This window comes from Ruegeria marina (assembly GCF_900101475.1).
Lineage (GTDB): Bacteria > Pseudomonadota > Alphaproteobacteria > Rhodobacterales > Rhodobacteraceae > Ruegeria_B > Ruegeria_B marina.
In genome coordinates, this window is sequence record NZ_FMZV01000015.1 from 76,228 (window position 1) to 100,259 (window position 24,032).

Annotated in this window: 25 protein-coding genes; 10 read left to right on the top strand and 15 right to left on the bottom strand. The window is 64.7% G+C overall.

Features of this window, described 5'->3' with window-relative positions; genetic code table 11:
- Positions 1-17: 17 nt before the first annotated feature.
- Both BLT75_RS18145 and BLT75_RS18150 read right to left on the bottom strand, forming a co-directional pair.
- Entirely contained in the window at positions 18-446 is a 429-nt protein-coding gene (locus tag BLT75_RS18145) for a tripartite tricarboxylate transporter TctB family protein (protein ID WP_093035152.1), read from the bottom strand.
- A 10-nt stretch (positions 447-456) separates the two neighbouring features.
- A complete protein-coding gene (locus BLT75_RS18150; RefSeq protein WP_176828108.1) occupies positions 457-1,401 on the bottom strand; it encodes a tripartite tricarboxylate transporter substrate binding protein in 945 nt (314 codons plus the stop codon).
- 203 nt (positions 1,402-1,604) lie between these two features.
- Here BLT75_RS18150 and BLT75_RS18155 point away from each other — a divergent pair, with 203 nt between their 5' ends.
- From BLT75_RS18155 to BLT75_RS18165, 3 genes are all read left to right on the top strand, one after another.
- Entirely contained in the window at positions 1,605-2,345 is a 741-nt protein-coding gene (locus BLT75_RS18155) for a YebC/PmpR family DNA-binding transcriptional regulator (RefSeq protein WP_093035158.1), read from the top strand.
- 198 nt (positions 2,346-2,543) lie between these two features.
- Entirely contained in the window at positions 2,544-3,278 is a 735-nt protein-coding gene (locus BLT75_RS18160; RefSeq protein ID WP_093035161.1) for a glutamine amidotransferase, read from the top strand.
- A gap of 68 nt (positions 3,279-3,346) precedes the next feature.
- Complete coding sequence (locus BLT75_RS18165) at positions 3,347-5,008, top strand: FAD-binding dehydrogenase (protein WP_093035312.1); 1,662 nt, start codon at positions 3,347-3,349, stop codon at positions 5,006-5,008.
- Positions 5,009-5,308: 300 nt separating this feature from the next.
- Here the strand turns inward: BLT75_RS18165 and BLT75_RS18170 are convergent, their stop codons facing one another.
- The 7 genes from BLT75_RS18170 to mgtE all read right to left on the bottom strand — a co-directional run bounded on the left by BLT75_RS18170 (position 5,309) and on the right by mgtE (position 13,078).
- The gene (locus tag BLT75_RS18170) at positions 5,309-6,490 is read right to left on the bottom strand and encodes a TPM domain-containing protein (protein WP_093035164.1); all 1,182 of its coding nucleotides are present in this window, start codon (positions 6,488-6,490) and stop codon (positions 5,309-5,311) included.
- Between the two features lie 57 nt (positions 6,491-6,547).
- The gene (locus BLT75_RS18175) at positions 6,548-7,222 is read right to left on the bottom strand and encodes a YbaY family lipoprotein (protein WP_176828110.1); all 675 of its coding nucleotides are present in this window, start codon (positions 7,220-7,222) and stop codon (positions 6,548-6,550) included.
- 160 nt (positions 7,223-7,382) lie between these two features.
- Positions 7,383-9,161, bottom strand: coding sequence for an SLC13 family permease (locus tag BLT75_RS18180; protein ID WP_093035170.1), 1,779 nt, complete (start codon positions 9,159-9,161; stop codon positions 7,383-7,385).
- Positions 9,162-9,205: 44 nt separating this feature from the next.
- Positions 9,206-10,129, bottom strand: coding sequence for a DMT family transporter (locus tag BLT75_RS18185; RefSeq protein WP_093035173.1), 924 nt, complete (start codon positions 10,127-10,129; stop codon positions 9,206-9,208).
- On the bottom strand, positions 10,126-10,938 hold the full coding sequence (locus BLT75_RS18190) for a TIGR00282 family metallophosphoesterase (protein WP_093035175.1): 813 nt from the start codon (positions 10,936-10,938) through the stop codon (positions 10,126-10,128). Before BLT75_RS18190 ends, BLT75_RS18185 begins: the two co-directional genes overlap by 4 nt.
- 177 nt (positions 10,939-11,115) lie before the next feature.
- Entirely contained in the window at positions 11,116-11,673 is a 558-nt protein-coding gene (locus BLT75_RS18195) for a 5-formyltetrahydrofolate cyclo-ligase (RefSeq protein ID WP_093035178.1), read from the bottom strand.
- A gap of 10 nt (positions 11,674-11,683) precedes the next feature.
- Positions 11,684-13,078: a magnesium transporter gene (gene mgtE, locus BLT75_RS18200; RefSeq protein WP_093035181.1), complete on the bottom strand. Its 1,395-nt coding sequence runs from the start codon at positions 13,076-13,078 to the stop codon at positions 11,684-11,686.
- A 137-nt stretch (positions 13,079-13,215) separates the two neighbouring features.
- Here mgtE and guaD point away from each other — a divergent pair, with 137 nt between their 5' ends.
- Positions 13,216-14,499, top strand: coding sequence for a guanine deaminase (guaD, locus tag BLT75_RS18205; protein WP_093035185.1), 1,284 nt, complete (start codon positions 13,216-13,218; stop codon positions 14,497-14,499).
- Positions 14,500-14,578: 79 nt separating this feature from the next.
- Here guaD and BLT75_RS18210 read toward each other — a convergent pair whose 3' ends face one another.
- The 3 genes from BLT75_RS18210 to BLT75_RS18220 form a co-directional block, all read right to left on the bottom strand.
- Complete coding sequence (locus BLT75_RS18210; RefSeq protein WP_093035315.1) at positions 14,579-15,913, bottom strand: 8-oxoguanine deaminase; 1,335 nt, start codon at positions 15,911-15,913, stop codon at positions 14,579-14,581.
- Positions 15,914-16,030: 117 nt separating this feature from the next.
- On the bottom strand, positions 16,031-16,807 hold the full coding sequence (locus BLT75_RS18215) for an inositol monophosphatase family protein (protein ID WP_425441148.1): 777 nt from the start codon (positions 16,805-16,807) through the stop codon (positions 16,031-16,033).
- Positions 16,808-16,870: 63 nt separating this feature from the next.
- Entirely contained in the window at positions 16,871-17,242 is a 372-nt protein-coding gene (locus tag BLT75_RS18220) for a helix-turn-helix domain-containing protein (protein ID WP_093035191.1), read from the bottom strand.
- A gap of 376 nt (positions 17,243-17,618) precedes the next feature.
- On the opposite strand from BLT75_RS18220, the gene BLT75_RS18225 reads away from it, so the two are divergent.
- On the top strand, positions 17,619-18,575 hold the full coding sequence (locus tag BLT75_RS18225; protein ID WP_093035194.1) for an NADPH:quinone oxidoreductase family protein: 957 nt from the start codon (positions 17,619-17,621) through the stop codon (positions 18,573-18,575).
- Between the two features lie 166 nt (positions 18,576-18,741).
- On the opposite strand, the gene BLT75_RS18230 is transcribed toward BLT75_RS18225, so the two are convergent.
- Positions 18,742-19,620: a LysR family transcriptional regulator gene (locus BLT75_RS18230; protein WP_176828112.1), complete on the bottom strand. Its 879-nt coding sequence runs from the start codon at positions 19,618-19,620 to the stop codon at positions 18,742-18,744.
- 119 nt (positions 19,621-19,739) lie between these two features.
- On the opposite strand from BLT75_RS18230, the gene BLT75_RS18235 reads away from it, so the two are divergent.
- On the top strand, positions 19,740-19,949 hold the full coding sequence (locus BLT75_RS18235; protein WP_093035197.1) for a DUF1127 domain-containing protein: 210 nt from the start codon (positions 19,740-19,742) through the stop codon (positions 19,947-19,949).
- 209 nt (positions 19,950-20,158) lie between these two features.
- Complete coding sequence (locus BLT75_RS18240) at positions 20,159-20,935, top strand: Bax inhibitor-1/YccA family protein (RefSeq protein ID WP_093035200.1); 777 nt, start codon at positions 20,159-20,161, stop codon at positions 20,933-20,935.
- A gap of 73 nt (positions 20,936-21,008) precedes the next feature.
- On the opposite strand, the gene BLT75_RS18245 is transcribed toward BLT75_RS18240, so the two are convergent.
- Entirely contained in the window at positions 21,009-21,518 is a 510-nt protein-coding gene (locus BLT75_RS18245; RefSeq protein WP_093035203.1) for a hypothetical protein, read from the bottom strand.
- Between the two features lie 157 nt (positions 21,519-21,675).
- Entirely contained in the window at positions 21,676-21,843 is a 168-nt protein-coding gene (gene rpmG, locus BLT75_RS18250; RefSeq protein WP_007799108.1) for a 50S ribosomal protein L33, read from the bottom strand.
- Positions 21,844-22,137: 294 nt separating this feature from the next.
- Here rpmG and BLT75_RS18255 point away from each other — a divergent pair, with 294 nt between their 5' ends.
- The 3 genes from BLT75_RS18255 to BLT75_RS18265 all read left to right on the top strand — a co-directional run bounded on the left by BLT75_RS18255 (position 22,138) and on the right by BLT75_RS18265 (position 24,027).
- A complete protein-coding gene (locus BLT75_RS18255) occupies positions 22,138-22,773 on the top strand; it encodes a DUF1326 domain-containing protein (protein ID WP_093035206.1) in 636 nt (211 codons plus the stop codon).
- A gap of 12 nt (positions 22,774-22,785) precedes the next feature.
- Positions 22,786-23,628 carry a DUF2182 domain-containing protein gene (locus BLT75_RS18260; RefSeq protein ID WP_093035208.1) on the top strand — a complete coding sequence of 281 codons (843 nt, stop codon included), beginning with the start codon at positions 22,786-22,788 and terminating at the stop codon, positions 23,626-23,628.
- Positions 23,629-23,697: 69 nt separating this feature from the next.
- Positions 23,698-24,027 carry a GYD domain-containing protein gene (locus BLT75_RS18265; RefSeq protein WP_093035320.1) on the top strand — a complete coding sequence of 110 codons (330 nt, stop codon included), beginning with the start codon at positions 23,698-23,700 and terminating at the stop codon, positions 24,025-24,027.
- The last annotated feature ends 5 nt before the right edge of the window (positions 24,028-24,032 follow it).

The window sequence follows — 24,032 nt, forward strand, 5'->3', positions numbered from 1 at the left end:
TCGTCATGAGGGAGGGGTTACGGCAGCGGGCGGTCGAGCAGCACCGCCACCGTGAACCAGATCACGGCGGGCATTCCGGCGGCCCCCAGCACCAGCCAGAGCGGCCGCCGTTCATGCGCAAGCCACATCAGCACCAGCGCCATGGGCGGCGCGATCAGGGCAAAGCCCAGCCACGACATCGCCGCCAGCCCCAGGACCAGAACCCCGGCAAAGAGCATGGCCCGTGCCCAGTGAAACCGCCCCGGGCGCACATCGCCCGGTGGGCGGATGAGCAGCGCCAGGCCACACAGGCCCAGCATCACCGCCAGAATGCGGGGCAAGGTCCGGGGCTTGAGCCAGCCATAATCGGCCGCCTGCGCCTGCCAGGGGATGATGGCGGCGAAAAACGCCACCCCCAGCAGGATCAGGAACAGGCCCAGCAGCCGGTCGCTTGTCTTGGCGGACATCACCAGCGCATCACTTGCCGAACAGCGCGCCCACGTTCACAAGCCCGTCGCGCAGCATCTTTTCGGTGCCCTCGGGGCCCATGTTCTCGATCGGGGATTTCAGCGAATTCATCACCACCGTCTTGACCTCTTCGCTGTCGAGCGCTGTGGCCAGCGCCTCGGTGATCGCCATGCGGGCATCCTCGGGCGTGCCCTTGGCGGCGGCAAAGAAGAACACCGGATCGACATAGATGTCATAACCCTGTTCCGGCAGTGTCGGCGTGTCGGGGGCATAGTTGTGGCGGGTGTTGTTCATGCTGGCGATCATCTTGATCTCGCCGCTTTCCAGGAACGGCAGGTGCTCGCCCGCCTCGAACCCGGCGATGGCCTGGCCGCCCAGCACCAGTTTCAGGTTCTCGGCCCCGCCCTTGGTGGAAAGGAACTGGAACTCGGCCCCCGATTTCGCCATCACCTGGCGCATCGCCAGTTCCTGCGGCTTGGCGTCGAAGGCGAGCGGTGCTGCGCCACTGGTCTTGGCATATTCGATCAGCCCCGCCACGTCGTCAAACGGCGCGTCGGCCCGGGCAAAGAGGCCCAGCTGCGCCCGCGCCGCGGTGCCGAGATAGTCGAAACTGTCCAGATCGAAGCCCAGATCGCCGGGCTTGTTCACCAGGTTGACCAGGATCGGCATGTTGACCCCAAGCCCAACCACCGAGCCATCGGCGGGGCGGTTGGCGATACCGGCGAACATGGCGACGCCGCCGCCGCCCGGCTTGTTCTCGGCAATCACGTTCCAACCGGTCTGTTCCTTCATCACCTTGGCCACGACCCGGCCGATGGTGTCGGTCGAGCCACCGGCACCGAACCCGATCTGAAGTGTCAGGTTGCCCTTGGGCGCCCATTCGGCCTGGGCGACCCCGGCCACGAATAGACCGGCCGCAGCCGCGATTGCGGCGAGTGTCCTGCGCAATGTCATGGTTCTGTTCCTCCCTGAACATGGCCTGCGTCCACGGGAGCGCCCGCGTCGCATCGTCGTAGGCTCTGCCCCGAGTAAAGCATGGATTACTTAACAAGCCCACAAATTTTCCCGACCGCAGCGGGGTGCGCAACGGGGATTGAAGCCCCCCCGACCCTTCGTTTATAGAAGCGCGGTCAAGCCAAACACGTCGGGAGTTCCACATGGCCGGCCATTCCAAATGGGCAAACATCCAGCACCGCAAGGGCCGTCAGGACGCCGCGCGGTCGAAGCTGTTCTCGAAGTTCTCCAAGGAGATCACGGTTGCAGCCAAGATGGGCGACCCGGACCCGGACAAGAACCCGCGCCTGCGCCTGGCGATCAAGGAAGCCAAGTCGCAGTCGATGCCCAAGGACAATATCGAGCGCGCGATCAAGAAGGCGATCGGCGGCGATGGCGACGCCTATGAGGAAATCCGCTACGAGGGCTATGGCCCCAACGGCGTGGCAGTGATCGTCGAGGCGATGACCGACAACCGCAACCGCACCGCGTCGAACGTGCGCTCGACCTTTACCAAGCATGGCGGCAACCTGGGCGAGACCGGGTCTGTGGGCTTCATGTTCGAACGCAAGGGCGAGGTGATCTATCCCGCCTCGGTGGGCGATGCGGACACGGTGATGATGGCCGCGATCGAGGCCGGCGCTGAGGACGTCGAAAGCTCCGAGGACGGCCACGTGATCTGGTGTGCCGATACCGACCTGAACGAGGTGTCGACGGCGCTGGAAGCGGAACTGGGCGAATCCGACTCGACCAAGCTGGTGTGGAAACCCACCACGACGACCGAGCTAAACCTCGAGTCGATGCAGAAGCTGATGAAGCTGGTCGATGCGCTGGAGGACGACGACGACGTGCAGCGCGTGACCACCAATTTCGAAGCCTCCGACGAGGTGATGGCGGCGCTCTGAGCCCGGCCGCGGCTGGGGGCGCTGCCCCCGCCGCCCGTTCCGGGCGACTCCCCCGGAGTATTTTGGACCAGAAAGAAGCAGGAGGGCCTGCTCTCTCCCTTTCGTCGAAAATACTCCGGAGTGCTTGGCAGAGCCTCGCTTCGCCGCTTGCGGCAGGCGCGCTTGCCCGGTCGGGCGCGGCACGTTAGACGAAGCGCCATGAAACGCTTTCTGATCCTGCAACTGCGGCCCGAAACCGACGCTGCTGACGCCGAGTTCGCCTCGATCCTCGACAAATGCGGAATCGGGTCGGAGCGGGCACACAGAATCCGGCTGGATTGCGAAGACCTGCCCGAGGGGCTGACTGTCACCGATTACGCGGGCGTCATCGTCGGTGGCGGCCCCGGCTGTGTCAGCGACGATCCCGCCACCAAGCCCGCCGCCGAGGCGCGGGTCGAGGCGGCGATCCTGGGCCTGATGCCGCAGATCACCGGTGCCGATCATCCCTTCATGGGCTGTTGCTATGGGCTGGGCGTGCTGGCGGCGCATCTGGGCGGCGCGGTCAGCAAGGCGCGCTATGGCGAGCCGGTCGGCCCCAGCACCTGCACGCTGACCGAGGCCGGGCGCGCCGATCCGCTGACCGCCGACCTGCCGCCTGTCTTTGACGCCTATGTGGGCCATAAGGAGGCAGTGCAGGATCTGCCGCCGGGCTGCACCCATCTGGTCGCCTCCGGGGCTTGCCCCTATCAGATGATCCGCTGGGGCGACAATGTCTATGCCACCCAGTTCCACCCGGAGGCGGATGCGCATGACTTCGAGCAGCGCATCCATATCTACAAGGATCACGGCTATTTTCCGCCCGAGGATGCCGAGCGATTGATCGCCCTCTGCCATTCGGCGGAGGTCACGGCTCCCGGCGAGATCCTGCGCCGGTTCGCCCGGCGCTACGGCTGACCCAACGGCGCCGTTGCCTGTTGCCCTGCCCCCGTCCTAGGCTGACGCCGGGACAAGGGAGGATGGATATGGGCGCGAATACTGCCGATGCGATCATCGTGGGCAGCGGGCTGGCCGGGCTGGTCGCCGCCGCCGAACTGGGCGACCGGGGCAAGCGGGTGATCCTGCTGGACCAGGAGCCCGAGAGTTTCCTGGGCGGTCAGGCGTTCTGGTCGCTGGGCGGGCTCTTCATGGTCGACACCCCTGAACAGCGCCGCATGGGCATCCGCGACAGCGCCGACCTGGCCCTGCGCGACTGGCTGGGCAGCGCCCGGTTCGACCGGCCCGAGGATGCCTGGCCGCGCAAATGGGCCGAGGCCTATGTGGAATTCGCCGCTGGCGAGATGCGGCCCTGGCTGCATGCTATGGGCCTCAGGTGGTTCCCGGTGGTGGGCTGGGCCGAGCGCGGCGGGTCCTATGCCGACGGGCACGGCAATTCGGTGCCTCGCTTTCACATCACCTGGGGCACCGGGCCGGGGGTGCTGGCGCAGTTCCTGCGCCGGGTGCAGGAGCATGTGACGGCGGGCCGGATCGAGATGCGGTTTCGCCACCAGGTCAGCCATATCATCATGCAGCACGGTGCCGCGACCGGGGTGTCGGGCGAGGTTCTGGCCGCCGACACCGCCCAACGCGGGCAAAAGACCAACCGCGACGAGGTGGGCGAGTTCGAGGTCTATGCACCCTCGATCCTGGTCACCTCGGGCGGGATCGGCGGCAATTTCGACCTGGTGCGCAAGGCCTGGCCGCGCGACCGGCTGGGTGAGCCGCCGCAGCATATGGTGGCGGGCGTGCCCTTTCACGTGGACGGCCGGATGATCGGGATCTCGGAACGGGCGGGCGGCCATGTCATCAACGGCGACCGGATGTGGCATTACACCGAAGGCGTGCGCAACTGGGATCCGATCTGGCCCGACCATGGCATCCGCATCCTGCCCGGCCCATCGTCGATGTGGTTCGACGCGCGCGGCAACCGGTTGCCGCCGCCCTGCCTGCCGGGGTTCGACACGCTGTCGACCCTGCGCGAGATCCTGAAGACCGGATTTGAATACAGCTGGTTCGTGCTGACCCAGACGGTGATCAAGAAGGAATTCGCGCTGTCGGGATCCGAGCAGAACCCCGATTTCACCTCGGCCAAATGGTCCGAGGTGATCCGCCAGCGCATCCTGTCGGGCAAATCCGCCACCGCCCCGGTCGAGGCCTTCAAACAGCATGGCGAGGATTTTGTCGTCGCCCACAGCCTGAGCGAACTGGTGCGCGGCATGAACCAGCTGGGCGAGGTGCCGATCGACGAGGCCCATCTGCGCGCCCAGATCGAGGCGCGCGATGCGCAGATGGACAACCCCTTTACCAAGGATGCGCAGATCATGGCGATCCATGCCGCGCGCAACTATCGCGGCGACCGGCTGATCCGCACCGCCAAGCCGCACAAGTTCCTTGACCCGGCCAACGGCCCGCTGATCGCGGTCAGGCTGCATGTGCTGACGCGCAAGACGCTGGGCGGGCTGCACACCAATCTCGATGGCCAGATGCTGGGCACGGGCGGCCAGGTGGTGCCGGGCCTTTTTGCTGCGGGCGAGGTCTCGGGATTCGGCGGCGGCGGCTATCATGGCTACAACGCGCTCGAAGGTACCTTCCTGGGCGGCTGCATCTTCTCGGGCCGCAATGCCGGACGCTCGCGGGCGATTGCCTGACCTTCAGGGAATACCCCGCATCGCCAAAGCGCAACCGCAGAACACTTGTATGAGTTCCGCTGCTGGGGAATTCGATGGTCGCCCATTCGCCGCATCGACTGACGATCACGTCCTCCACCTTGCACTCCCTATCGGGAAACGCCGCGCGCCACATCCCCGAAATCGCACCCATCGGCAATCACGGCCGCTCCGCGTTCGGGAACGCGCACGATCCCACCTTGCCGAACAGGCTCCGGGCTTCATCTTTTCCGAAATACTCCGGGGTGAATGCGGCGCAGCCGCAGAGGGGCGGCGCCGCTCCTACCAGCTGCCCGAGGCGCCGCCGCCCGAGGAGGAGCCACCGCCAAAGGATGACCTGCCAGAGCCACCGCTGCTGCTGTCGCTGACCTTGGGGATCGTGCGTATTTCGCTGTCATGATAGGCGCAGTGCCTGCAATCGTAGTCCACTCGTTTGCGTCCCTCACGGGACTTGGTGGCCGAGGTCAGCACGGTCGAAGTGGTTGAAAGCGTGCGATAGTTGCACTGAGGGCAGGCGCCATAGCCGGACATCCAGCTTTTATAGCGGTGAATGTCGATATGGCCGCAACCGGGGCAGTGCCAGACGTCGTAGTCGACGGATTTGAGGAACTCTTCCAGCCGCTGGCCGCCGTCGAGATGCTCGTCATCGGCCTCTTCCCCGGCCCGGACCATCATCGCGCGGCATTGCGGGCAAGGGCGCGGGCGGTTGCGCAGATAACGGCGCACCCACAGGGCCAACCCGCCCAGCGGCACCAGCACCAGCGCCAGCACCCATTCGCCGATCCGGTCGACCGCGCGCGCGATCCAGGACCAGCCGCGCTGTGCTGTGCCCATGTCCCAGTCTCCGGGATAGCTGCCGGTCAGTTCACGCACGGTTTCGTCCACCCCGGCCTCGATCCCCTGCTGGTATGCGTCGCGGCGGAAATACGGCAGGAAGCCCACGTCGATCACCCGCTGCATCCGGGCGTCCCAGCTGCTGTCGTAACCGGCGCCGATCTCGATCCGCATCCGCCGGTCAAAGCGGGCGATCAGCACCAGCAACCCGTCGTTGCGGGTCGCGTTGCCAATGCCCCATGCGTTGAAAAGGCCGGTGGCGAAGGGCTCGATCTCGCCTTGGTGGCCGTACTGCCCCATGCTGTCGATGGTCAGCACGGTCATCTCGATGCCGGAGAAATCGTAAAGGTCGATCAGCGTGGCGCGAATGCGGTCTTCGGCCGCGTCATCGAGCAGGTCGGCATAGTCGTTTACATAGACATCTTCATAGCCGGGATAGGCAAGCCCATCCGTCCCGGTGACGGTACGCGGTGACTTTTCGTCTTCGATCTTCACGGCTTCGGCGGGGGGATTGAGCGGCACCACCGAGACGGGCCGGGTCAGCAATCCAACGCCATAACCGATGGCCCAGCCCAGAAACAGCACCACGCCGGCGATGGTCAGCGCCACGCGGATGTCCTGTCTGGTCATGCCTGCCCTCCTGCGTTTGCGGCAGCATAGGCACAAGCCGGGCCTGCGGCCAAGGGGTTACGGCAGCCGCGTCAGACGCAGGACCTCGCCGCCTTGCGCGTCGTTCATGACCAGTGTTTCACCGTCGATGGTGAAGCCCGCAACACGCGGGAAGGCCGCAAGAAGCGCCCGGTCCAGCGTCTCGGCCTGTTCGGAACAGGCCATAAGGGTGCCGGCCATGTTGGCAGGCAGCGTCAGCTTGTCGCCGGCAACCTCGGCCGTGCCCCGGAAACTGTTGCAGGCCCCGCGCAGGCCAAAACCGCCACCGGCGGCAAAGGCGATTTCGGGCATCCGTTCCGCCTCGACCGCAGCGCCGTCGAGATGCGACACGCGCCAGCTGGTGTTTTCAAGAGAATTCGGGTCCGCCTGCGGGACCCGGACCAGCATCAGGTCCACGCGATCGCCCGCGCCGCGGGTCAGCACCGCATTCTTCGTGTCGGTGATGAAAAGCAGCTTGTCGCCCAGCAGGATCCGGGCCGAGACCGAATAGCTCATCGCCGGTTCGATCAGCGCATCGTCATAGGCCAGTTCGAACGCCTGCGGCACGCCGGTCATCGCGAAGCGGCGCGCCGACAGGACGGTGGCGGCCACATCCATCCGCGAGACGTCGAGCAACTGGACCTCAAGCACCGCCTCGGGCGGCAGGGCGATCCGTTCGCGATACCCGGCGGTTCCGGTCACGGTTCCAGCCATTGCGCTGCCTCCAATTGTGGCGGCCATGCAAAGCGCCACCCACCCAGCAAACCGTTTCATCATGCCAAGACCTTTCGAAAATGAATGCGATCGTGTCAGACAGATCGGAGCAAAGATCGCACATTCAAGTCAAGCGCTACAAAACGCTGCGTTCACAGTCCTACAGCGGCCAGATGAACGGGATCAGCGCCGAGACCAACAGGCCCATGGTCAGGTTCAGCGGAATTCCGACCTTCATGAAATCGGTAAAGCGATAGCCGCCCGGCCCGTAGACCAGCATGTTTGTCTGATACCCGATCGGCGTGGCGAAAGAGGCTGAGGCCGCGATCATGACCGCCACCACCAACGGGCGCGGATCGAGCCCGGTCGCCTGTGCCAGACCGATGGCAATCGGGGTCACGACGACGGCCACCGCGTTGTTCGAAACCAACTCTGTCAACACCGATGTGAGCAAGTAAATCGCCCAGATTATCAAGAAGGGCGGCAGGTTGCTCAGCCCCGGCGCGATGGCCTCGACGATCAACCGAACCGCACCCGAGCTTTCCAGCGCCGCGCCGATGGCCAGCATGGAAAAGATCAGCGCCAGCAGCCGCCCGTCGACAAAGGAGAACGCCTCGTCCGCGTCGATGCAGCGGGTGGCCAGAACCAGCGCCACGGCCACGATGGACAGCATCAGGATCGGCGCAACCCCCAGCCCCGCCAGCGCCACGATCCCCACCAGCGAGGCCACCGCTATCGGCGCATGACCGCGCCGATAGGCGCGCGCCGAGGGATGCGAGACATCGACCATCTCCATGTCCGCCGCCAGCCGCTGGATATCGGCGGGTGCGCCTTCGAGCAGGAGCGTATCGCCCACCTTGACGATCAGCTGTTCCAGCTGGCGGCCGATGTTCTGGTTGCGGCGGTGTACCGCCAGCACATAGACGCCGTAACGCCGACGCAGGCGCATCTCGCCCAGCGAGCGACCCACCATGCGGCAGCCTGGGGTGATCAGCACCTCGACCGTCGTCGTCTCGACCGCCGAGACCTGATCGACACGCTTCAGTTCCTTGTTGCGTTGCAGGCTCAGCAGCTCGGTCATCTGGGTGCGCAGCACGACCCGGTCGCCCACCTGCAACTCGACCCCCTTGAGATTGCGCCTGAGCGACAGATCGCCCCGGATCACGTCGATCAGCCGGACGCCGGGGCGCTTGAACAGCTGTACACCCGTCACCTCGCGCCCGATCAGGTTGCTTTCGGGGGGGATCACCGCCTCGGTGAAGAATTTCATCTTGGACTTGTCCGAGAGCAGCATGGCCATGCTGTCGCGCACGGGCAACAGGCGGGGGGCAACGAAGCGCAGATAGATCATGCCCCAGGCCACCACCGCGATGCCCAGCGGCGTGACCTCGAAGATCGAGAACGCCTCCAACCCCTGCACCCGCGCCACGCCATCGACCAGCAGGTTGGTCGAGGTTCCGATCAGCGTCAGCGTGCCGCCCATGATCGCGCCATAGCTGAGCGGGATCAGCAGCTTGGAGGCGGCGACATCCAGCGTGCGGGCGATCTGCACGAAGACCGGGATCATCACCACCACGACCGGCGTGTTCGAGACGAAGGCCGAGGCGACCACGACAAAGGCCATCAACAGACCGATGGCAAAGCGGGCATTGGTCTGTGCCTGCCGCTGTGCGATCGAGGTGAAGGCATCGAGCGCGCCGGTGCGCACAAGCGCCCCCATGATGATGAACATGGCCGCGATGGTCCAGGGCGCCGGGTTCGACAGCACCGGCAGCGCTGCGTCATAGGGCAGAACCCCGGTCACCAGCATTACCGAGACGCCCAGAATGGCCACCACCTCGGTCGGGAACACCTCGCGCAGGAACAGCACGAACATGGCCACCACAATCCCCAGGGTCAGGATGGCGCTGCCGGTTTCACTCAATGTCAGGAATTGCATTTCGAACTGTTATGATCCAATCGGGCCTGGCATCAGTGCCGGCGTCAAGTTTCCCGTATCGTTCCCGTCTGGGCAAGCCCATCCTTGGGCCGTGGCTGTACCAGGAACACGCCCAGCAGAATCAGGCCCATGGCCGCCCAGATATAAGGCGAATAGCTCTCGCCCAGCAGCGCCATCGCCCAGAGCACCCCGGTCGCGGTGACGACATAGCTGACCTGAACCGCAAAGACGGCGCCGGCCTGCCCCACCAGCCAGACATAGCCCGCATAGGCAAAGACATGGATCAACGACGAGGCGATCAGCGCCCATTCGGGCGCGCCCCAGGGCGCCAGCGGCGAGATGAACTGGCCCGAGGTCAGCGCCAACGGCAGGGCAATCGCAGCGCCCACGAGTGAGGCGCCGAACAGCACCTGGATCGCGTCTAGCCCCGCCGTGCCCCAGCGCGCGACATAATTGCCCTCGACCGCGTAGCAGAGCGGCGCCACCAGCGCCAGCGGCAGCCAGGCCAGCATCGACCGGTCGGGCAGGCTCGCTTCGGGCAGCACCAGCAGCAGGACGCCGGCCAGCCCGGCAGCCAGGCCGCCGAAACGGCGCGAACTGAACGGCTCCAACCCCAGGCCCAGGGCGATGGGAAAGGCCATCATCGGGATGAGCGACATCAGGATCGACATCAACCCGGCGGGCAGGTGCGTAATGGCCCGGTAAGAGGCCGCGTTCGGCACCAGCGTGCCCACCAGCGCGATGATCAGGCAAACCGCCAGGGTCCGCCGGGTCACAGGCAGGCCGCGCCCGCGCATGACGGACACGCCAGCCATGACGCCCGCCCCGATCACCAGTTGCCAGAAGATCAGGCCCAGCGGCTGATGCCCGGTGCTGACCGCGATCTTGGTCAGCGGCTGGGTCAGCCCCCAGCCCGCCCCGAAGAGCAGCAAGAGACCGACATTCAGGGCCAGCGCCTGTCGGGTCATGGACCGGCCTGCTCCAGCCGGCCACCCACGCGCACCATCGCGATGCGGGTCGCCGCACCGGTGCGGTCATCAGTCTCGATATAGACGCCCGAGACGGTCGCAGCGCCCAGCGCCGGGGTAAAGCGGGTCCTGGCCATGCCGGTGATGAAGCGGCGCATCGGCTCGGCCTTGTCCATCCCGATGACCGAGTGGTAATCGCCGCACATGCCGGCATCGCTCAGGTACCCGGTGCCGCCCGGCATCACCATGGCATCCGCCGTGGGCACATGGGTATGGGTGCCCACCACCAAGCTGGCGCGCCCGTCGCAGAAATGACCCATCGCCATCTTCTCCGATGTCGCCTCGCAATGCATGTCGACGATCACCGCATTGGCCAGCCTGCCGCGCGGATGCGTCTTGAGCACCGGCTCGATCGCCGAGAACGGATCGTCATAGGGACGTTTCATGAAAACCTGTCCCAGCACCTGCGCCACCAGCACCTTGCGCCCGCCCGGCGCGTTGAACAGCCGATGCCCCCGCCCCGGCGCGCCCTTGGCAAAGTTGATCGGCCGGACGATGCGGCTCTCGCCTTCGATGTATTGCAGCATGTCCTTCTGGTCGAAGGCATGATCGCCCAGCGTCAGGCAATCGGCCCCGGCATCGAGCAGCACCTTGGCATGCTCGCCCGACAGGCCCATGCCGTTCGAGGCATTCTCGCCATTGACCACCACAAAATCGAGCTTCCACTCCGCCCGCAGCCGCGGCAGGTGCTCAACCACGGCCGCGCGCCCGGCGCGGCCCATCACATCGCCAAGAAACAGTATCTTCATGGTCCCGGTCCTAGGCGGCGGCGCGCCTTCGGGCAAGCGGGAAATGCAGGGGGCGCTGCCCCCGTCGCCTTCGGCGCCTCCCCCGGAGTATTTTCAACCAGAAAGAAGCAGAAGCGGAATTGGGCTTCTTTCTGGTGAAAAATACTCCGGAGCTCGAGGCAGAGCCTCGCAAAATGCTCAAAAACTCAGCACCCGGCTTTCGGTGACCACCATGTCAAGCGGTTGATCGGTGGGTTCGAGCGGCAGCACCTCGGCCTCTTGCGCGTCGAAGGCAAAGCCGATGGCGAGCGTGGCGCGTTTTGCCCGCAGCAGTTCCAGCGTGCGATCGTAGAAGCCGCCCCCATAACCCAGCCGGCCGCCGCGTGCGTCGAAGGCCACCAGTGGCACGATCAGGATCTCGGGCTCCATCCAGTCGTCGATTTCCGGCACCATCGCCCCGAACGGCCCTTCGCGCAGCGGACCATCGGGATCCCAGCGCGAGAACCGCAGCGGAAGGCCCGCGCCCTGGATCACCGGCACACCGACAGGGCCATGCGCCGCCGCTTCGGCCATGGCGGGCAGCGGGTCGATCTCGGTACGGATCGACATGTAGCCCGACAGCGGCACCCCGCGATATCCGGCCAGGATTTCCGACAACCGCCCCGCCGCGCCGGCGGGCCGCGTGTCGAAAGCCGCCTTGCGGCGGGCAAAGGCGGCCTTGCGGGCGGCAGCCTTGATCTCGGTCAGGTCGTCCATGCGGCACCTTTCACAACAGAAAGACGGAAGCCAGCCCAAGGAAAGCGAAGAACCCCACCACGTCGGTGACCGTTGTGACGAAGGTGCCCGAGGCCAGCGCCGGGTCGACCCCGGCCTTTTCAAGAAGCACCGGAATCCCGGTTCCTGCCAGCCCGGCCACGACCAGATTGACCACCATTGCGGCAGCGATCACCAGACCCAGCATCGGCAGCCCGAACCAGACATACCCCACCAGCCCCATCACCACGGCAAAGACCAGCCCGTTGGCCAGGCCCACGACCACCTCGCGACGGATCACCCGGCCGAGGTTCGAGCCAGTCAGGTCGCGGGTGGCCAGCGCCCGCACCGCCACCGTCAGGCTCTGGGTGCCTGCGTTGCCGCCCATCGAGGCGACGATCGGCATCAAGACCGCCAGCGCCACGACGCTGGCGATGGTGTCCTCGAAGATCGAGATCACCAGCGAGGCCAGGATCGCGGTCGCCAGATTGACCGCCAGCCAGGGCAGGCGCTGGCGCGTCGTCTCGGCAACCGTGTCCGACAGGCTGCTTTCCTCGCCCACGCCGGCGAGGCGCAGGATGTCCTCTTCATGCCCCTCGTCCAGCACGATCATCGCATCGTCGATGGTGATCACGCCGACCAGCCGCCCTTCGGCATCGACCACGGGGGCCGAGATCAGGTGATACTGGTTGAAGGCATAGGCCACGTCCTCTTCGTCCTGATCGGCGGGGATGACCTGAAAGGTGTCCTCGGCCAGATCGGCGAGCCGGACGTCGCGCCGCGCCGCCATGATCCGGCCAAGGGTCACGTTGCCGACCGGATGCAGGCGCGGGTCGACCAGAACCACGTGATAGAACTGGTCAGGCAACTCGTCCGAGTTGCGCATGAAGTCGATCACCTCGCCCACCGTCCAGTGCTCGGGGGCCATCACCACCTCGCGCTGCATCAGGCGGCCGGCGGAGCCTTCGGGATAGGTCAGCGACTGTTCGACCGCCACCCGATCGGCATCGTCGAGCGCCTCAAGGATCGCTTCCTGCTCGGTCTCCTCCAGGTACTCGATCAGATCGACCACATCGTCGCTGTCAAGTTCGCGCACCGCCTCGGCCAGAACCTCGGGATTGAGTTGACGAATGACCTCCTCGCGGATGCCCTCGTCGAGCTCTGACAGGATTTCGCCGTCGAACTCGCGCCCATAGAGATGGATCAGGCGGGAACGATCCTCGCTGTCGATCTGCTCCAGAAGGTCCGCGATATCCGCCGCGTGCAGCGGCTCCATGAGTTCGACCAGCTTCTGCTGGTCCGCGATCTCGACCGCCTCGAGAATCGCGGCGACCTGGCGCCGGTCCAGCTCGTAGGCGTCCTCGTCGCGGGGCTTTTCCTGATCGGGTGTGTCGGTACCTGTATCCATGGTAGCCCCCTATGCGAATTGGCCGCAAAATAGAAGAAGCAGCTATCAGAAAACAATGGCAATGGCGGAATTTACCGCCGTGCCGCGGATGTTCTAGGGTAGCGTCCGTTTTGAAATGCGCGAAGGAGAACCGGACGATGACCGGCAAGACAATCCTCAGGGGACAGGTGCTGTCCTTTGTCCGTACCCCGTTCGATGGCGCGCCAGAGGACGCGGCACGGATTGACGAGGCGGTGTTGATCGACGGTTCGCATATCGCCGCGGTCGGACCGCTGGCCGAGTTGCGCGCGGCAGTTCCGGGCGCGGTCGAGATCGACCATGGAGCGCATGTCATCCTGGCTGGATTCGTCGATGCGCATGTGCATTATCCGCAGACCGCGATGATCGCGAGCTGGGGCAAGCGGCTGATCGACTGGCTGAACACCTATACCTTTCCCGAGGAGCGCAAGTTTGCCGATCCGGCCTATGCCGCCGAAATCGCTTCGCGGTATCTGGACCTGACGGCGGCGCATGGCACCACCACCATGTGCAGTTTCTGCACCATCCATCCCGAGAGCGTGGAGGCGTTTTTCACGCAAGCGCAGGCGCGCGGGCAGCGGGTGGTCGCGGGCAAGACCTGTATGGACCGCAACGCGCCCGAGTTCCTGCGCGACACGGCGCAGAGCGCCTATGACCAGTCCAGGGCGCTCTTGGAAAAATGGCACGGGGTGGGCCGGATCTCCTATGCGATCACGCCGCGGTTCTCGCCCACCTCGACGCCGGAACAGCTGGAGGCGATGGGCGCGCTCTGGGCCGAGCATCCCGACTGCCTGATGCAGACCCATCTAAGCGAACAGACCGACGAGATCGCATGGGTAAAGGGCCTCTTCCCCGAGGCGCGGGATTATCTGGACACCTACGAGCAGCACGGGCTGTTGGGCGGGCGCGGGCTTTATGGCCATGCCATCCACCTGGAGGAGCGCGAGCGCGACCGGCTGCGCGAACACGGGGCGGGGCTGATCCATTGCCCGACCTCGAACACGTTCATCGGATCGGGCCTGTTTGATATGGCGGGGCTGATGGCCGAAGGGCAGCGGATCGGGCTGGCCACCGACACCGGCGGCGGGTCGAGTTTCTCGATGCTGCGCACCATGGCGGCGGCCTATGAGATCGGCCAGTTGCGCGGCGTGCCGCTGCACGCGGCGCAGCTCATCTGGCTGGCCACCCAGGGCTCGGCCCGGGCGCTGCGGATGGATCATCTGATCGGCAATATCGCGGCGGGGATGGAAGCGGACCTGGTGGTGCTCGACCTCGCCTCGACCCCGGCCATCGCGCAGCGCAGCGCCATGGCCGAAGACCTGTGGGAGGCCCTGTTCCCGACCATCATGATGGGCGACGACCGCGCCATTGCCGAGGTATGGATCGGCGGCAGGCGGGTCTGATCGTCCGCGAGCGGGCGAAAGATTTTTCGACGAAAAATCTTTGCCTCCGGCGGGAGTATTTTCAGCGAAATGAAGGGGCTCAGCCCATCAGGGCACGGGCCAAGCTGTTTTGCCGTTCGACCATGCGCGGCAGGTCGATGGTGGTGATCTGGCCGTTGCGCACGATCTGGCGGCCTTCGACAAAGAGATGTTTGACCCGGGTCGGTCCGGCCAGCAGCAGCGCGGCCGGATCCCAACTGCCGGCGCTGTCGATGCCCGAGACATCCCAGACCGCGACATCGGCGCGTTTGCCCAGCTCCAGCCGGCCGCAATCGGGACGGCCAAGCACATCGGCGCCGCCACGCGTGGCGATCTCCAGCGCCTCGCGGGCGGACATGGCGTCGGCGCCGCGCGCCACCCGTTGCAGCAGCATCGCCTGACGCGCCTCGGCCATCAGGTTGCCGCTGTCGTTGCTGGCCGAGCCGTCGACGCCCAGGCCCACCGGCACGCCCGCGTCGCGCATCGCGCGGACCGGGGCGATACCGCTGCCGAGCCGGCAGTTGGAACAGGGGCAATGGGCCACGCCGGTGCGCGAGCGGGAAAAGAGGTCGATCTCGGGCCCGTCGAGCTTGACGCAATGGGCATGCCAGACATCCGGGCCGGTCCAGCCCAGATCCTCGGCATATTGGCCGGGGCGGCAACCGAACTGCGCCAGGCTGTAGGCGATATCCTCGTCATTCTCGGCCAGATGGGTGTGCAGCATCACGCCCTTGTCGCGCGCCAGCAGCGCCGCGTCGCGCATCAGTTCGCGGCTGACCGAAAAGGGCGAACAGGGGGCGAGACCCACCCGACACATGCTGCCTTCGCCCGTGTCGTGGAAGGCATCGACTACGCGGATCATGTCGTCCAGGATGGCGGCCTCACCTTCGACCAGGGCATCGGGCGGCAGTCCGCCCGCGCTTTCGCCGATGCTCATGGCGCCGCGGGTGGGGTGGAACCGCAGGCCCAATTCGGCGGCGGCGGCGATGGTGTCGTCGAGCCGCGCCCCGTTGGGATAGAGGTAGAGTTGGTCGGAACTGAGAGTGCAGCCAGACAGCGCCAGTTCCGCCAGGCCGATCTGGGCCGAGACAAACATCTCCTCGGGCCCGAAGCGCGCCCAGATCGGATAGAGCGTCTTGAGCCAGCCGAAGAGCAGCGCATCCTGCCCACCCGGTACAGCGCGGGTCAGGCTCTGGTAGAGATGGTGATGCGTGTTCACCAGCCCCGGGGTGACAACACAGCCGCGCGCGTCATGCACCTCGCCGGCGGTGGACAGGTTGCGGCCGATACCGGCCACGACCCCGTCGCGGAGCAGGATATCGGCGCCCGACAATTCGCGGCGCCCGGCATCCATGGTCAGGATGCAATCGGCATTACGGATGAGGATTTCGGACATGGTTTCACACTTCTCCTGGTTCACCCGTTTCAGGGAGGTGTGTGATGCGTCGGCGGAAAACGGGGGCAAGAACCGACAGTGGGACAGTACCCCGACGGGTTGCCGGGTTCAACCGGTTCAGATCCTGCCCAGTATGTCCAGCGCCGCGGCATGCACCTGCGGGTTTGCAGCCGCCAGGGCACGGCCGCCGCCATGCGCGGGACCGCCCCGCCAATCGGTGACGATGCCGCCTGCGGCGCGGATCAGGGCGATGGGCGCGTGAATGTCGACCTCCTTGAGCCCCGCCTCGATCACCAGGTCGACAAGCCCGGCTGCCAGCAGCGCATAGGCGTAGCAATCCATGCCATACCGGGTGAGTTTCACCCGTTGCGAAACCGCGCGAAAGGCCGCTGCCTCGTCAGGGTGGCCCAGTTCCGGAAAGGTGGTGAACAGTATCGCATCGCCCAGCGCGGCGTCGCGCCGAGTGGCCAGCTCGCGCTGCCCCATCGGCCCGACCATGTACGCGCCGTCGGGCGTGCCGATGAAACGTTCGCCGATATAGGGCTGGTCGACGATGCCGAGGAAAGGGCCGTTTTCATCCGACAGCGCAATCAGCACCCCCCAGGTCGGGGTGCCCGAAATGAACCCGCGGGTTCCGTCGATGGGGTCGAGAACCCAGGTCCGGCCGGACCGGCCCTGTACCGCATCGAATTCTTCCCCATGTATGCCGTCCCTGGGGCGCAGATCGGCCAGAATCGCGCGCATTGCCAATTCCGCGGCGCGATCCGCCTCGGTCACCGGATCGAACCCGGAGGCGAACTTGTTTTCCGCATCAAGATCCGTACGGCGAAAAAAAGGCAGAATAACCTTTCTCGCCGCATCGGCGAGCAATTCGGCGACCTGGATATCAGTCATGTCGGCGGGCTTCATGCCGCTGAATTGCCATCCCGTGCGGGGAAAAGCAACCTGCCTTTAGCGTCAGGCGACGTCGCTTAGAACACGGGCAAGTTCGAACAGGCGGCGGCGCTGGTTCTCCGGAATCGCGTAATAGGAGCGGACCAGATCCAGCGCTTCCTTGTCGCCCATCAGATCGGCGGGCACGCCAGGCTTTTCGGGGCTGTTTTTCTGGGACTCGTCGAGCCCTTCGAAAAAGAAGCTGACCGGCACATCCAGAGCTTCCGCGATATCCCAAAGGCGCGAGGCGCTGATCCGGTTGGCGCCGGTTTCGTACTTCTGTATCTGCTGGAACTTGATGCCGACCTGTTCGGCCAGTTGCTGCTGGGTCATTCCAATCAGCCATCGGCGATGCCGCACGCGCTTGCCCACGTGGACGTCAACAGGATGTGTCATTGATTTTCTCCCTTGATACACGGACAACGGCCTGGGCAAAGTCCTGCGGCAATGCGGTGACCGACATCTTCCGACATGGTCGCCCAGGGTTTCCTTATCGACTTTCCCTAACGACATCGGGTCGCCCGAACCTCGCCACTTTGGAATATGACAAAATTTTCGGTTGAATTCAAGTTGGTTGAATCTACCTGCTCATGGAAAAACCTGTGGTTGTGAGCTGCTTTCATTTGCACAACTGCCATGGAGTAGCCAGGCCGCACATGGTCCCGAGGCAAGGTCCCAAGGCAAGCGATGCGCTCGGAAATCGAACCCGAGGACCGTTTGACAGTATCGCGGCCGCTGGCCTTAATGGCTGAAAAATAATGAGGAAGTGGATATGCGTTCATTCCGCGTTCTGAAAGACGCGACACCCGCAGTGCTGACCGAGGTGCCAGTACCCGTGCCCGGGCCCGGCGAATTGCGGCTCGATATTCGCGCCTGCGGGCTGAATTTCGCCGATCTTCTGATGCAGAAGGGTACCTACCAGGATACGCCGCCTGCCCCCTTCACTCCGGGCCTGGAAGTGTCCGGCGTGGTCAACGCGGTGGGGCCCGGCGTCACGGATTTCGGGATAGGAGACCGAATCGCCATCTACTCGGGTCAGGGCGGCTTGGCTGAACAGGGCGTATTCCCGGCAAACCGTGCGGTAAGGATTCCCGATTGCATGAGCTTCGAACATGCGGCGGCGTTCCAGATCGCCTATGGAACCGCGCATATGGCGCTGGATCACCGGGCCCGGTTGCTGCCCGGCGAGACCTTGCTGGTCACCGGAGCGGCAGGCGGCGTCGGCCTGACCGCCGTCGAGATCGGCAAGCTGATGGGAGCCCGCGTGATAGCCCATGCCCGCGGCGCCGAAAAACTCGAGATCGCCCGGCAGGCCGGGGCCGATGTCCTGATCGATGCGGGCGAGGATCTGCGGGCGCGCCTGCTCGCCCTCGGCGGCGTCGATGTCGTCTATGACGCAATCGGCGGCGATGTCTTCAAGGCGGCTTTTCGCGCCGCCAAGCCCGAAGGCCGACTGCTGCCGATCGGCTTTGCCGGTGGCGAGGTGCCGCAGATCCCGGCCAATCACCTGCTGGTCAAGAACCTGACGGTGATCGGCTTCTATATCGGCGGGTACCTGAGGTTTCGGCCCGAAGTCGTGCGGGACAGCTTTGCCACCTTGTTCTATTGGTACGAACAGGGCAGGCTGAAACCGCATGTCAGCCATGTCCTGCCGCTGGAGCGCGTGGAAGAGGGGATGGAATTGCTGCGCAGTCGCGCCTCGACCGGCAAGGTGGTGATCACCCCCTGAAACAATCCAGGCCGAGGGCCAGCCCGGCCGCCATTGCCGCTCGGACCAATGGCGCAACAATGGCGCCCCCGGAGCAATTGGAACCAGAAAGAAGCAAGAACCCGCGATCCGGCTTCTTTCTGGTCAAAAATACTCCCGCCGGAGGCGGCCGGCGCAGCCGGTTCCGTTAACCGACGGCGCGCAGGTGCCCGCTGCCGACGGTCTTGAAATTCTCGCGGACAAGCGCAGCCAGTTCCTCGACGATCTGTCCCTTGCCATCGGCGCTGCCGTAAAGATTGATCTTGTGCACCGGCAGATCCGGCAGTGCGCCCGGCTCGATCTGCACGAGATGCTTGGCTTCAGTACCGTCCAGCATGGCATGAACCGCGAGGTCGGCCGATACGGTCGCCTCTATGGTGCGGTCGTTCTCGGTCTCGACCGCAAGGTCCCAGGGGATGCCGGCAGCATCCAGCGCGGCGATAACCTTGGGGCGGAACAGGCACCGCCGTCCCAGAGCCAGCCGCAGCGGACGTTGCCGCCAGGCCGAGCCGCCGGTCGCGCCGACCCAGCGCAGGGGCAATTCCGCAATGGTTTCGCAATGGTCGCCGCCGCCGGCCTCGGTGGTCAGGATCACGTCGCATTCTCCCCGGCCATAGAGTTCCTTCAACCGGGATGTGTAAGAAGACAGAAGCTGCACCCGGACCCGCGGAAAGGCGGCGTTGAACTGTTGCAACACCCTTGGGATCGCCGGATAGACGATGTCATGCGGCACCCCCAGAACCACCTCGCCCTCGAAGGCCTGGTCGGTCAGCCGGGCGATCACCTCGTCGTTCAGGGCCACCATGCGCCGGGCATGGGCGAGCAACTGTTCCCCCGACGCTGTCAGGGCAATTCCGCGGCCGGACCGGTCCAGCAGTTCAAGCCCCAGCAAGTCCTCCAGCCGTTTGAGCTGCATCGAGACCGCCGATTGGGTCAGGTGCAGGAAACCGGCCGCCCGGGTGACTCCGCCGCTGTCGGCGACGGCGACGAAACTGCGCAGGGTGGTGATGTCGAGATTTCGAATCATGACAAACCTTGATGGATTGGTTCAAAAACATTCGTTTTCATAATGACAAATCTCGCCATATACATCAAGAAAATTGATCAACGAGTGACCAATCATCACAATGTGGAAAGGAACAGGTCATGACCGCTTTCACCGCCACTCGCCCCTGCCACCCCGTCCGCGCTTCCTGGCGGGGCTATCCAAGGCGTCTTGCCGCACTCTGGCGGCAGCGCCGGGCATTGGCAAATCTCGATGACCGCGCACTTGAGGATATCGGTCTGAGCCGCGCGCAAGCCGATGCCGAAGCGCGCCGGCCGTTCTGGGATGCACCCGATTTCTGGCGTTGCTGACCGATCGCGATGAGACGCCCGCCTCCCCTGACTCGGCCCGCCTTGAGGGCGGGCCGCCATTTTCATGCATTTCGAATACAATTTTTGACTCGAAAAACCGGGTAAATCCGGTGGAACATCTTGAATTGATGGGCGAGCTTTCCGATATTCGATCTGACCGCCGTCGGGGTGAACCCGGCGGCCGGAAAATGTTTCTTAGGGAGACCCAAATGGCTCAATTCGACACGATCCGGTCCGCAGCCGGTTCGCGCGCCGTCCAGATCGACGAAGGCCTGCGCGCCCATATGAACAAAGTCTATGGCACCATGTCCGTCGGCATGCTGATCACGTTCGCCGCCGCCTGGGCTATTTCGGGCCTGGCGGTGACGACCGATCCCGCTGCCGCAGCCGCTCAGTTGAGCGCGGACAAGTACCTGACGCAGTTCGGCTATTCGATCTACGCCTCGCCGCTGAAATGGGTGATCATGTTCGCCCCGCTGGCCTTTGTCTTCGGTTTCAGCGCCGCGATCAACCGCCTGTCGGCATCAGCCGCACAGTTGGTGTTCTATACTTTCGCCCTGGTGATGGGCCTGTCGATCAGCTCGATTTTCCTGGTTTTCACCGGTGAGTCGATCGTTCAGGTGTTCCTGATTACCGCCATCGCCTTTGCCGGTCTGTCGCTCTATGGTTATACCACCAAGAAAGACCTGAGCGCGATGGGCACCTTCCTGGTGATGGGTCTGATCGGCCTGATCGTCGCCTCGGTCATCAACATCTTCCTGGCGTCCTCGGCCATGGCATTTGCGATCTCGGCGATCGGCGTGCTGATCTTTTCGGGCCTCACCGCCTATGACACGCAGAACATCAAGAACACCTATCTGGAGATGGCCCATTCGGGCGACCAGGAATGGCTGGGCAAAGCCGCCATCATGGGCGCGCTGAGCCTGTACCTGGACTTCATCAACCTGTTCATGTTCCTTCTGCAGTTCCTGGGCAACCGGGAATAAATCGGGTGACAGCCCAAAAAATCCAAGGGCGGGGAATTCCCCGCCCTTTTCTGTTGTGACATGACCGAAGGTCTCAGCTGCAGTTGAGCGGCACCGCCAGCCCCGTAGGACGTTTGGCCGTTCCGGCCTGGTAGACCTGCCCGCCGGCAAGACAGCCGGTCAGGCGCGGCACCGACCGGGCGAAACCGGCCCCTGCCCCTTCCGGCAGCCTGTCGATACCGTCCTCGGGTGTGCGCAGAACCGCAAACAGGACCCCGTTCACCTCTACCGTACTGAGATACGCATCCGTGCTGCCAGCGCCCACCTCGACCGCGGTGGTCGGGTTGCGCCCGCCATTGGAGATGGCGACCCCCGCAAGACTGTCGAGATCCCCCTTGTCGCTTTGCAGGCGCGGCGTCGGTTTGCCGGCCAGTTCGGCAGGCAGGCTCAGGCGGCGGGCGACGAAATCCGCCGAGCCTTTCTCGGCAGTAACTGACTTGGGTTCGCCGTCGATGCCGGTAAAGCCAACGCCTTCACGCTGGAACCAGCTGGCGCAGGCGGACAAGGACATCAGGGCGGCGACGGGCAGCAGAAAATTTTTCATGGCGGGCTTGAGCTTGCAGGTGCGTTGTTGGCGGTTCCCCCAACCTAGCCCCGCAAGGGCCGCTATGGCAAGCAGGACCTTTCCCGCATCGTCGGAACACGACAGAAAAGGCCGCGCCCTGCGGCACGGCCCTTCTACGAGGTGTTCAGTTGCAAGATTACTTGATCTTGCCTTCCTTGTACTCGACATGCTTGCGGACGACCGGATCGTATTTACGCACGGTCATCTTTTCGGTCATGGTGCGTGCGTTCTTCTTGGTCACATAGAAGTGGCCCGTGCCCGCGGTCGAGTTCAGACGGATCTTGATGGTCGTCGGCTTCGCCATGGTTATCTCCTGCGTCCGAAAAGGCAGGGGCCTTTCGGTTGAATTCTGTCTTGAGGCTGCGCTTTTACCCGGCTGGCGGGCCAAGTCAACCGGATTCCTTGCGGTATTTTTCAATATTCCAACCCACGCGGAAAGAAAGCGCCCCGCGCCGCCGTTTGGAAGCTTCGCCGATTCGTGATATTGTCGGTGATTAACGCCCTGAAATGCCAAGCCGGATCATATCGGCACGAGGCAGCAGACCGGCAAGGGACCCCGAGCGGGTTTCGTTTGCGGGTCAGTCCATTGGGGGGCATCATGACAGAATGGAAGATCGAAGGCGAAGAGCTTGCCAATTGCAATTGCAACTTCGGTTGCCCGTGCCAGTTCAGCGTTCTGCCAACCACCGGCAATTGCGAGGCGGTTGTCGTTTACGACATCGAAAAGGGCCACTACGGGAACACCAGACTGGATGGCCTGCGTGCTGCCGGCGTCTATTACTGGCCCGGCCCGATTCACGAGGGCAACGGCCAGATGCAGATCATCATCGACGAACGGGCCGACGCGGAACAGCGCGCAGCACTCGAAGCGATCATGAAGGGCGAGGACACCGACGAGATGGCCACCATGTGGTATGTCTACAGCGCGATGGCCCCGAAGAAGTTCGAAACGCTGTTCGTGCCCATCGAGCTTGACTGGGACCGCGAAGAGCGCACGGGTCACGCCAGGGTCAAGGGAGTCTTCGACGTCGAGGTCGGGCCGATCCCCAACATCGTTTCCGGGCTGCCGCACCGCGCGATGATCCAGTTGCCCAACGGCTTCGAATATCGCAGCGCCGAAGCCGCGTCCGGCACCGCCAGGACCACCGGCGGGGCGATCAGCCTGGCGTTCGACGCGACCCATGCCCATCTTGCGCATCTGAACATCTCGGGTCACGGCGTCATCGGCGCATAGGCGGCCAGAGGGATGGCAGGTCAAACCCGCCCCCCGGGTGCGCCCACGGTTGAACGCCTTTTTCGGCATGATGCCCGGATCGTTCTTGCCGGCCTGGCGGTCGTCGTCGGTCTCGCGGCCTGGTACACGGTCGCGGGAATCGGCATGCCGATGAGCGCAGTCGAGATGACCCGCATGGCCCGTCCGATCGGCGAGCCGATGCAGATGGGGCCGGGCGCCGACTGGACGCCCGGCCGCGCTTTGCTCTTGTTCCTGATGTGGTGGGTGATGATGATCGCCATGATGACGCCCAGCGCCACACCCGCGGTGCTGCTGTTCTCGCGAATCAAGGCGATGGGCCCGGATCGCGCCATCTCCGGCCGACTGAGCGGCCTGTTCCTGTCCGGCTACCTGCTGGTCTGGGCCGGGTTCGGCCTGGCCGCCACGGGGCTGCAATGGGGACTGGACGGTTTCGGCCTGATGAACGGGCCGATGATGGCCCTGGCCGCGGGCTGGCTGTCCGGCGCGCTGCTGGTCGCGGCGGGTCTCTACCAATTCTCGAACCTCAAGCAGGCCTGCCTGAAACAGTGTTCCAGCCCGGCGCGATTCCTGGTGCAGCACAACCGGGCGGGGCAAAGGGGCGCGTTCGTCCTGGGGGCGCATCACGGCCTCTATTGCCTTGGCTGCTGCTGGGCGCTGATGACGCTGCTCTTTGTCGGCGGCATCATGAACCTCTACTGGATCATCGGGATCGCGGCCTATGTGGCCGCCGAAAAGCTCCTGCCGGGCCGCCGCTGGTTTGCGCCCGCGCTCGGCGTCATCCTGATCGTGGCCGGCGGTCTCGTGCTGGCCGGACTGCGGGTCCCGGCCGGGTGAACCAACAGGGACCCCCGGACCCGGTCCAAGCCGATGGGTCCGCAGCCAGACAGGTCAAAGGAGAAAACCATGGCCCTTTTCATCACCTACGCCTCCTATTCCCAATCCGGCATCCAGGGGCTGATGAAAAAGCCCGAGGACCGCACCGGCGCCATACAGGCGCTACTGGACAAGGTCGGCGGGCGTGTCGTCGCGCTCTACATGACGACGGGGACCAACGATGTCGTGCTGGTCAGCGAGGCCCCGGACGGCGCCGATACCGTGGCGGTAGGCATGGCGGTGGCGGCCTCGGGCTCGGTCTCGAAGGTCGAGACGGTCCGGGCCTGGACCGGGGCGGACTTCGTGGCCATCGCCAAGAAGGCCGGTACCCTGACGGGCGCCTACACGCCGCCGGGATAAGTGGA

Excerpts from the sequence above, each read along its gene's own strand:
- BLT75_RS18195 (WP_093035178.1), bottom strand. The coding sequence starts at position 11,673 with ATGGACGACCTGACCGAGATCAAGGCTGCCGCCCGCAAGGCCGCCTTT.
- BLT75_RS18210 (WP_093035315.1), bottom strand. The coding sequence starts at position 15,913 with ATGTCCGAAATCCTCATCCGTAATGCCGATTGCATCCTGACCATGGAT.
- BLT75_RS18180 (WP_093035170.1), bottom strand. The coding sequence starts at position 9,161 with ATGCAATTCCTGACATTGAGTGAAACCGGCAGCGCCATCCTGACCCTG.
- BLT75_RS18170 (WP_093035164.1), bottom strand. The coding sequence starts at position 6,490 with ATGACCAGACAGGACATCCGCGTGGCGCTGACCATCGCCGGCGTGGTG.
- BLT75_RS18235 (WP_093035197.1), top strand. The coding sequence starts at position 19,740 with ATGACCGCTTTCACCGCCACTCGCCCCTGCCACCCCGTCCGCGCTTCC.
- BLT75_RS18260 (WP_093035208.1), top strand. The coding sequence starts at position 22,786 with ATGGCAGGTCAAACCCGCCCCCCGGGTGCGCCCACGGTTGAACGCCTT.
- BLT75_RS18150 (WP_176828108.1), bottom strand. The coding sequence starts at position 1,401 with ATGACATTGCGCAGGACACTCGCCGCAATCGCGGCTGCGGCCGGTCTA.
- BLT75_RS18240 (WP_093035200.1), top strand. The coding sequence starts at position 20,159 with ATGGCTCAATTCGACACGATCCGGTCCGCAGCCGGTTCGCGCGCCGTC.
- BLT75_RS18145 (WP_093035152.1), bottom strand. The coding sequence starts at position 446 with ATGTCCGCCAAGACAAGCGACCGGCTGCTGGGCCTGTTCCTGATCCTG.
- BLT75_RS18175 (WP_176828110.1), bottom strand. The coding sequence starts at position 7,222 with ATGGCTGGAACCGTGACCGGAACCGCCGGGTATCGCGAACGGATCGCC.
- rpmG (WP_007799108.1), bottom strand. The coding sequence starts at position 21,843 with ATGGCGAAGCCGACGACCATCAAGATCCGTCTGAACTCGACCGCGGGC.
- mgtE (WP_093035181.1), bottom strand. The coding sequence starts at position 13,078 with ATGGATACAGGTACCGACACACCCGATCAGGAAAAGCCCCGCGACGAG.
- BLT75_RS18165 (WP_093035312.1), top strand. The coding sequence starts at position 3,347 with ATGGGCGCGAATACTGCCGATGCGATCATCGTGGGCAGCGGGCTGGCC.
- BLT75_RS18155 (WP_093035158.1), top strand. The coding sequence starts at position 1,605 with ATGGCCGGCCATTCCAAATGGGCAAACATCCAGCACCGCAAGGGCCGT.
- BLT75_RS18265 (WP_093035320.1), top strand. The coding sequence starts at position 23,698 with ATGGCCCTTTTCATCACCTACGCCTCCTATTCCCAATCCGGCATCCAG.
- BLT75_RS18160 (WP_093035161.1), top strand. The coding sequence starts at position 2,544 with ATGAAACGCTTTCTGATCCTGCAACTGCGGCCCGAAACCGACGCTGCT.
- BLT75_RS18245 (WP_093035203.1), bottom strand. The coding sequence starts at position 21,518 with ATGAAAAATTTTCTGCTGCCCGTCGCCGCCCTGATGTCCTTGTCCGCC.
- BLT75_RS18185 (WP_093035173.1), bottom strand. The coding sequence starts at position 10,129 with ATGACCCGACAGGCGCTGGCCCTGAATGTCGGTCTCTTGCTGCTCTTC.
- BLT75_RS18255 (WP_093035206.1), top strand. The coding sequence starts at position 22,138 with ATGACAGAATGGAAGATCGAAGGCGAAGAGCTTGCCAATTGCAATTGC.
- BLT75_RS18220 (WP_093035191.1), bottom strand. The coding sequence starts at position 17,242 with ATGACACATCCTGTTGACGTCCACGTGGGCAAGCGCGTGCGGCATCGC.
- BLT75_RS18190 (WP_093035175.1), bottom strand. The coding sequence starts at position 10,938 with ATGAAGATACTGTTTCTTGGCGATGTGATGGGCCGCGCCGGGCGCGCG.
- BLT75_RS18230 (WP_176828112.1), bottom strand. The coding sequence starts at position 19,620 with ATGATTCGAAATCTCGACATCACCACCCTGCGCAGTTTCGTCGCCGTC.
- BLT75_RS18225 (WP_093035194.1), top strand. The coding sequence starts at position 17,619 with ATGCGTTCATTCCGCGTTCTGAAAGACGCGACACCCGCAGTGCTGACC.
- guaD (WP_093035185.1), top strand. The coding sequence starts at position 13,216 with ATGACCGGCAAGACAATCCTCAGGGGACAGGTGCTGTCCTTTGTCCGT.
- BLT75_RS18215 (WP_425441148.1), bottom strand. The coding sequence starts at position 16,807 with ATGACTGATATCCAGGTCGCCGAATTGCTCGCCGATGCGGCGAGAAAG.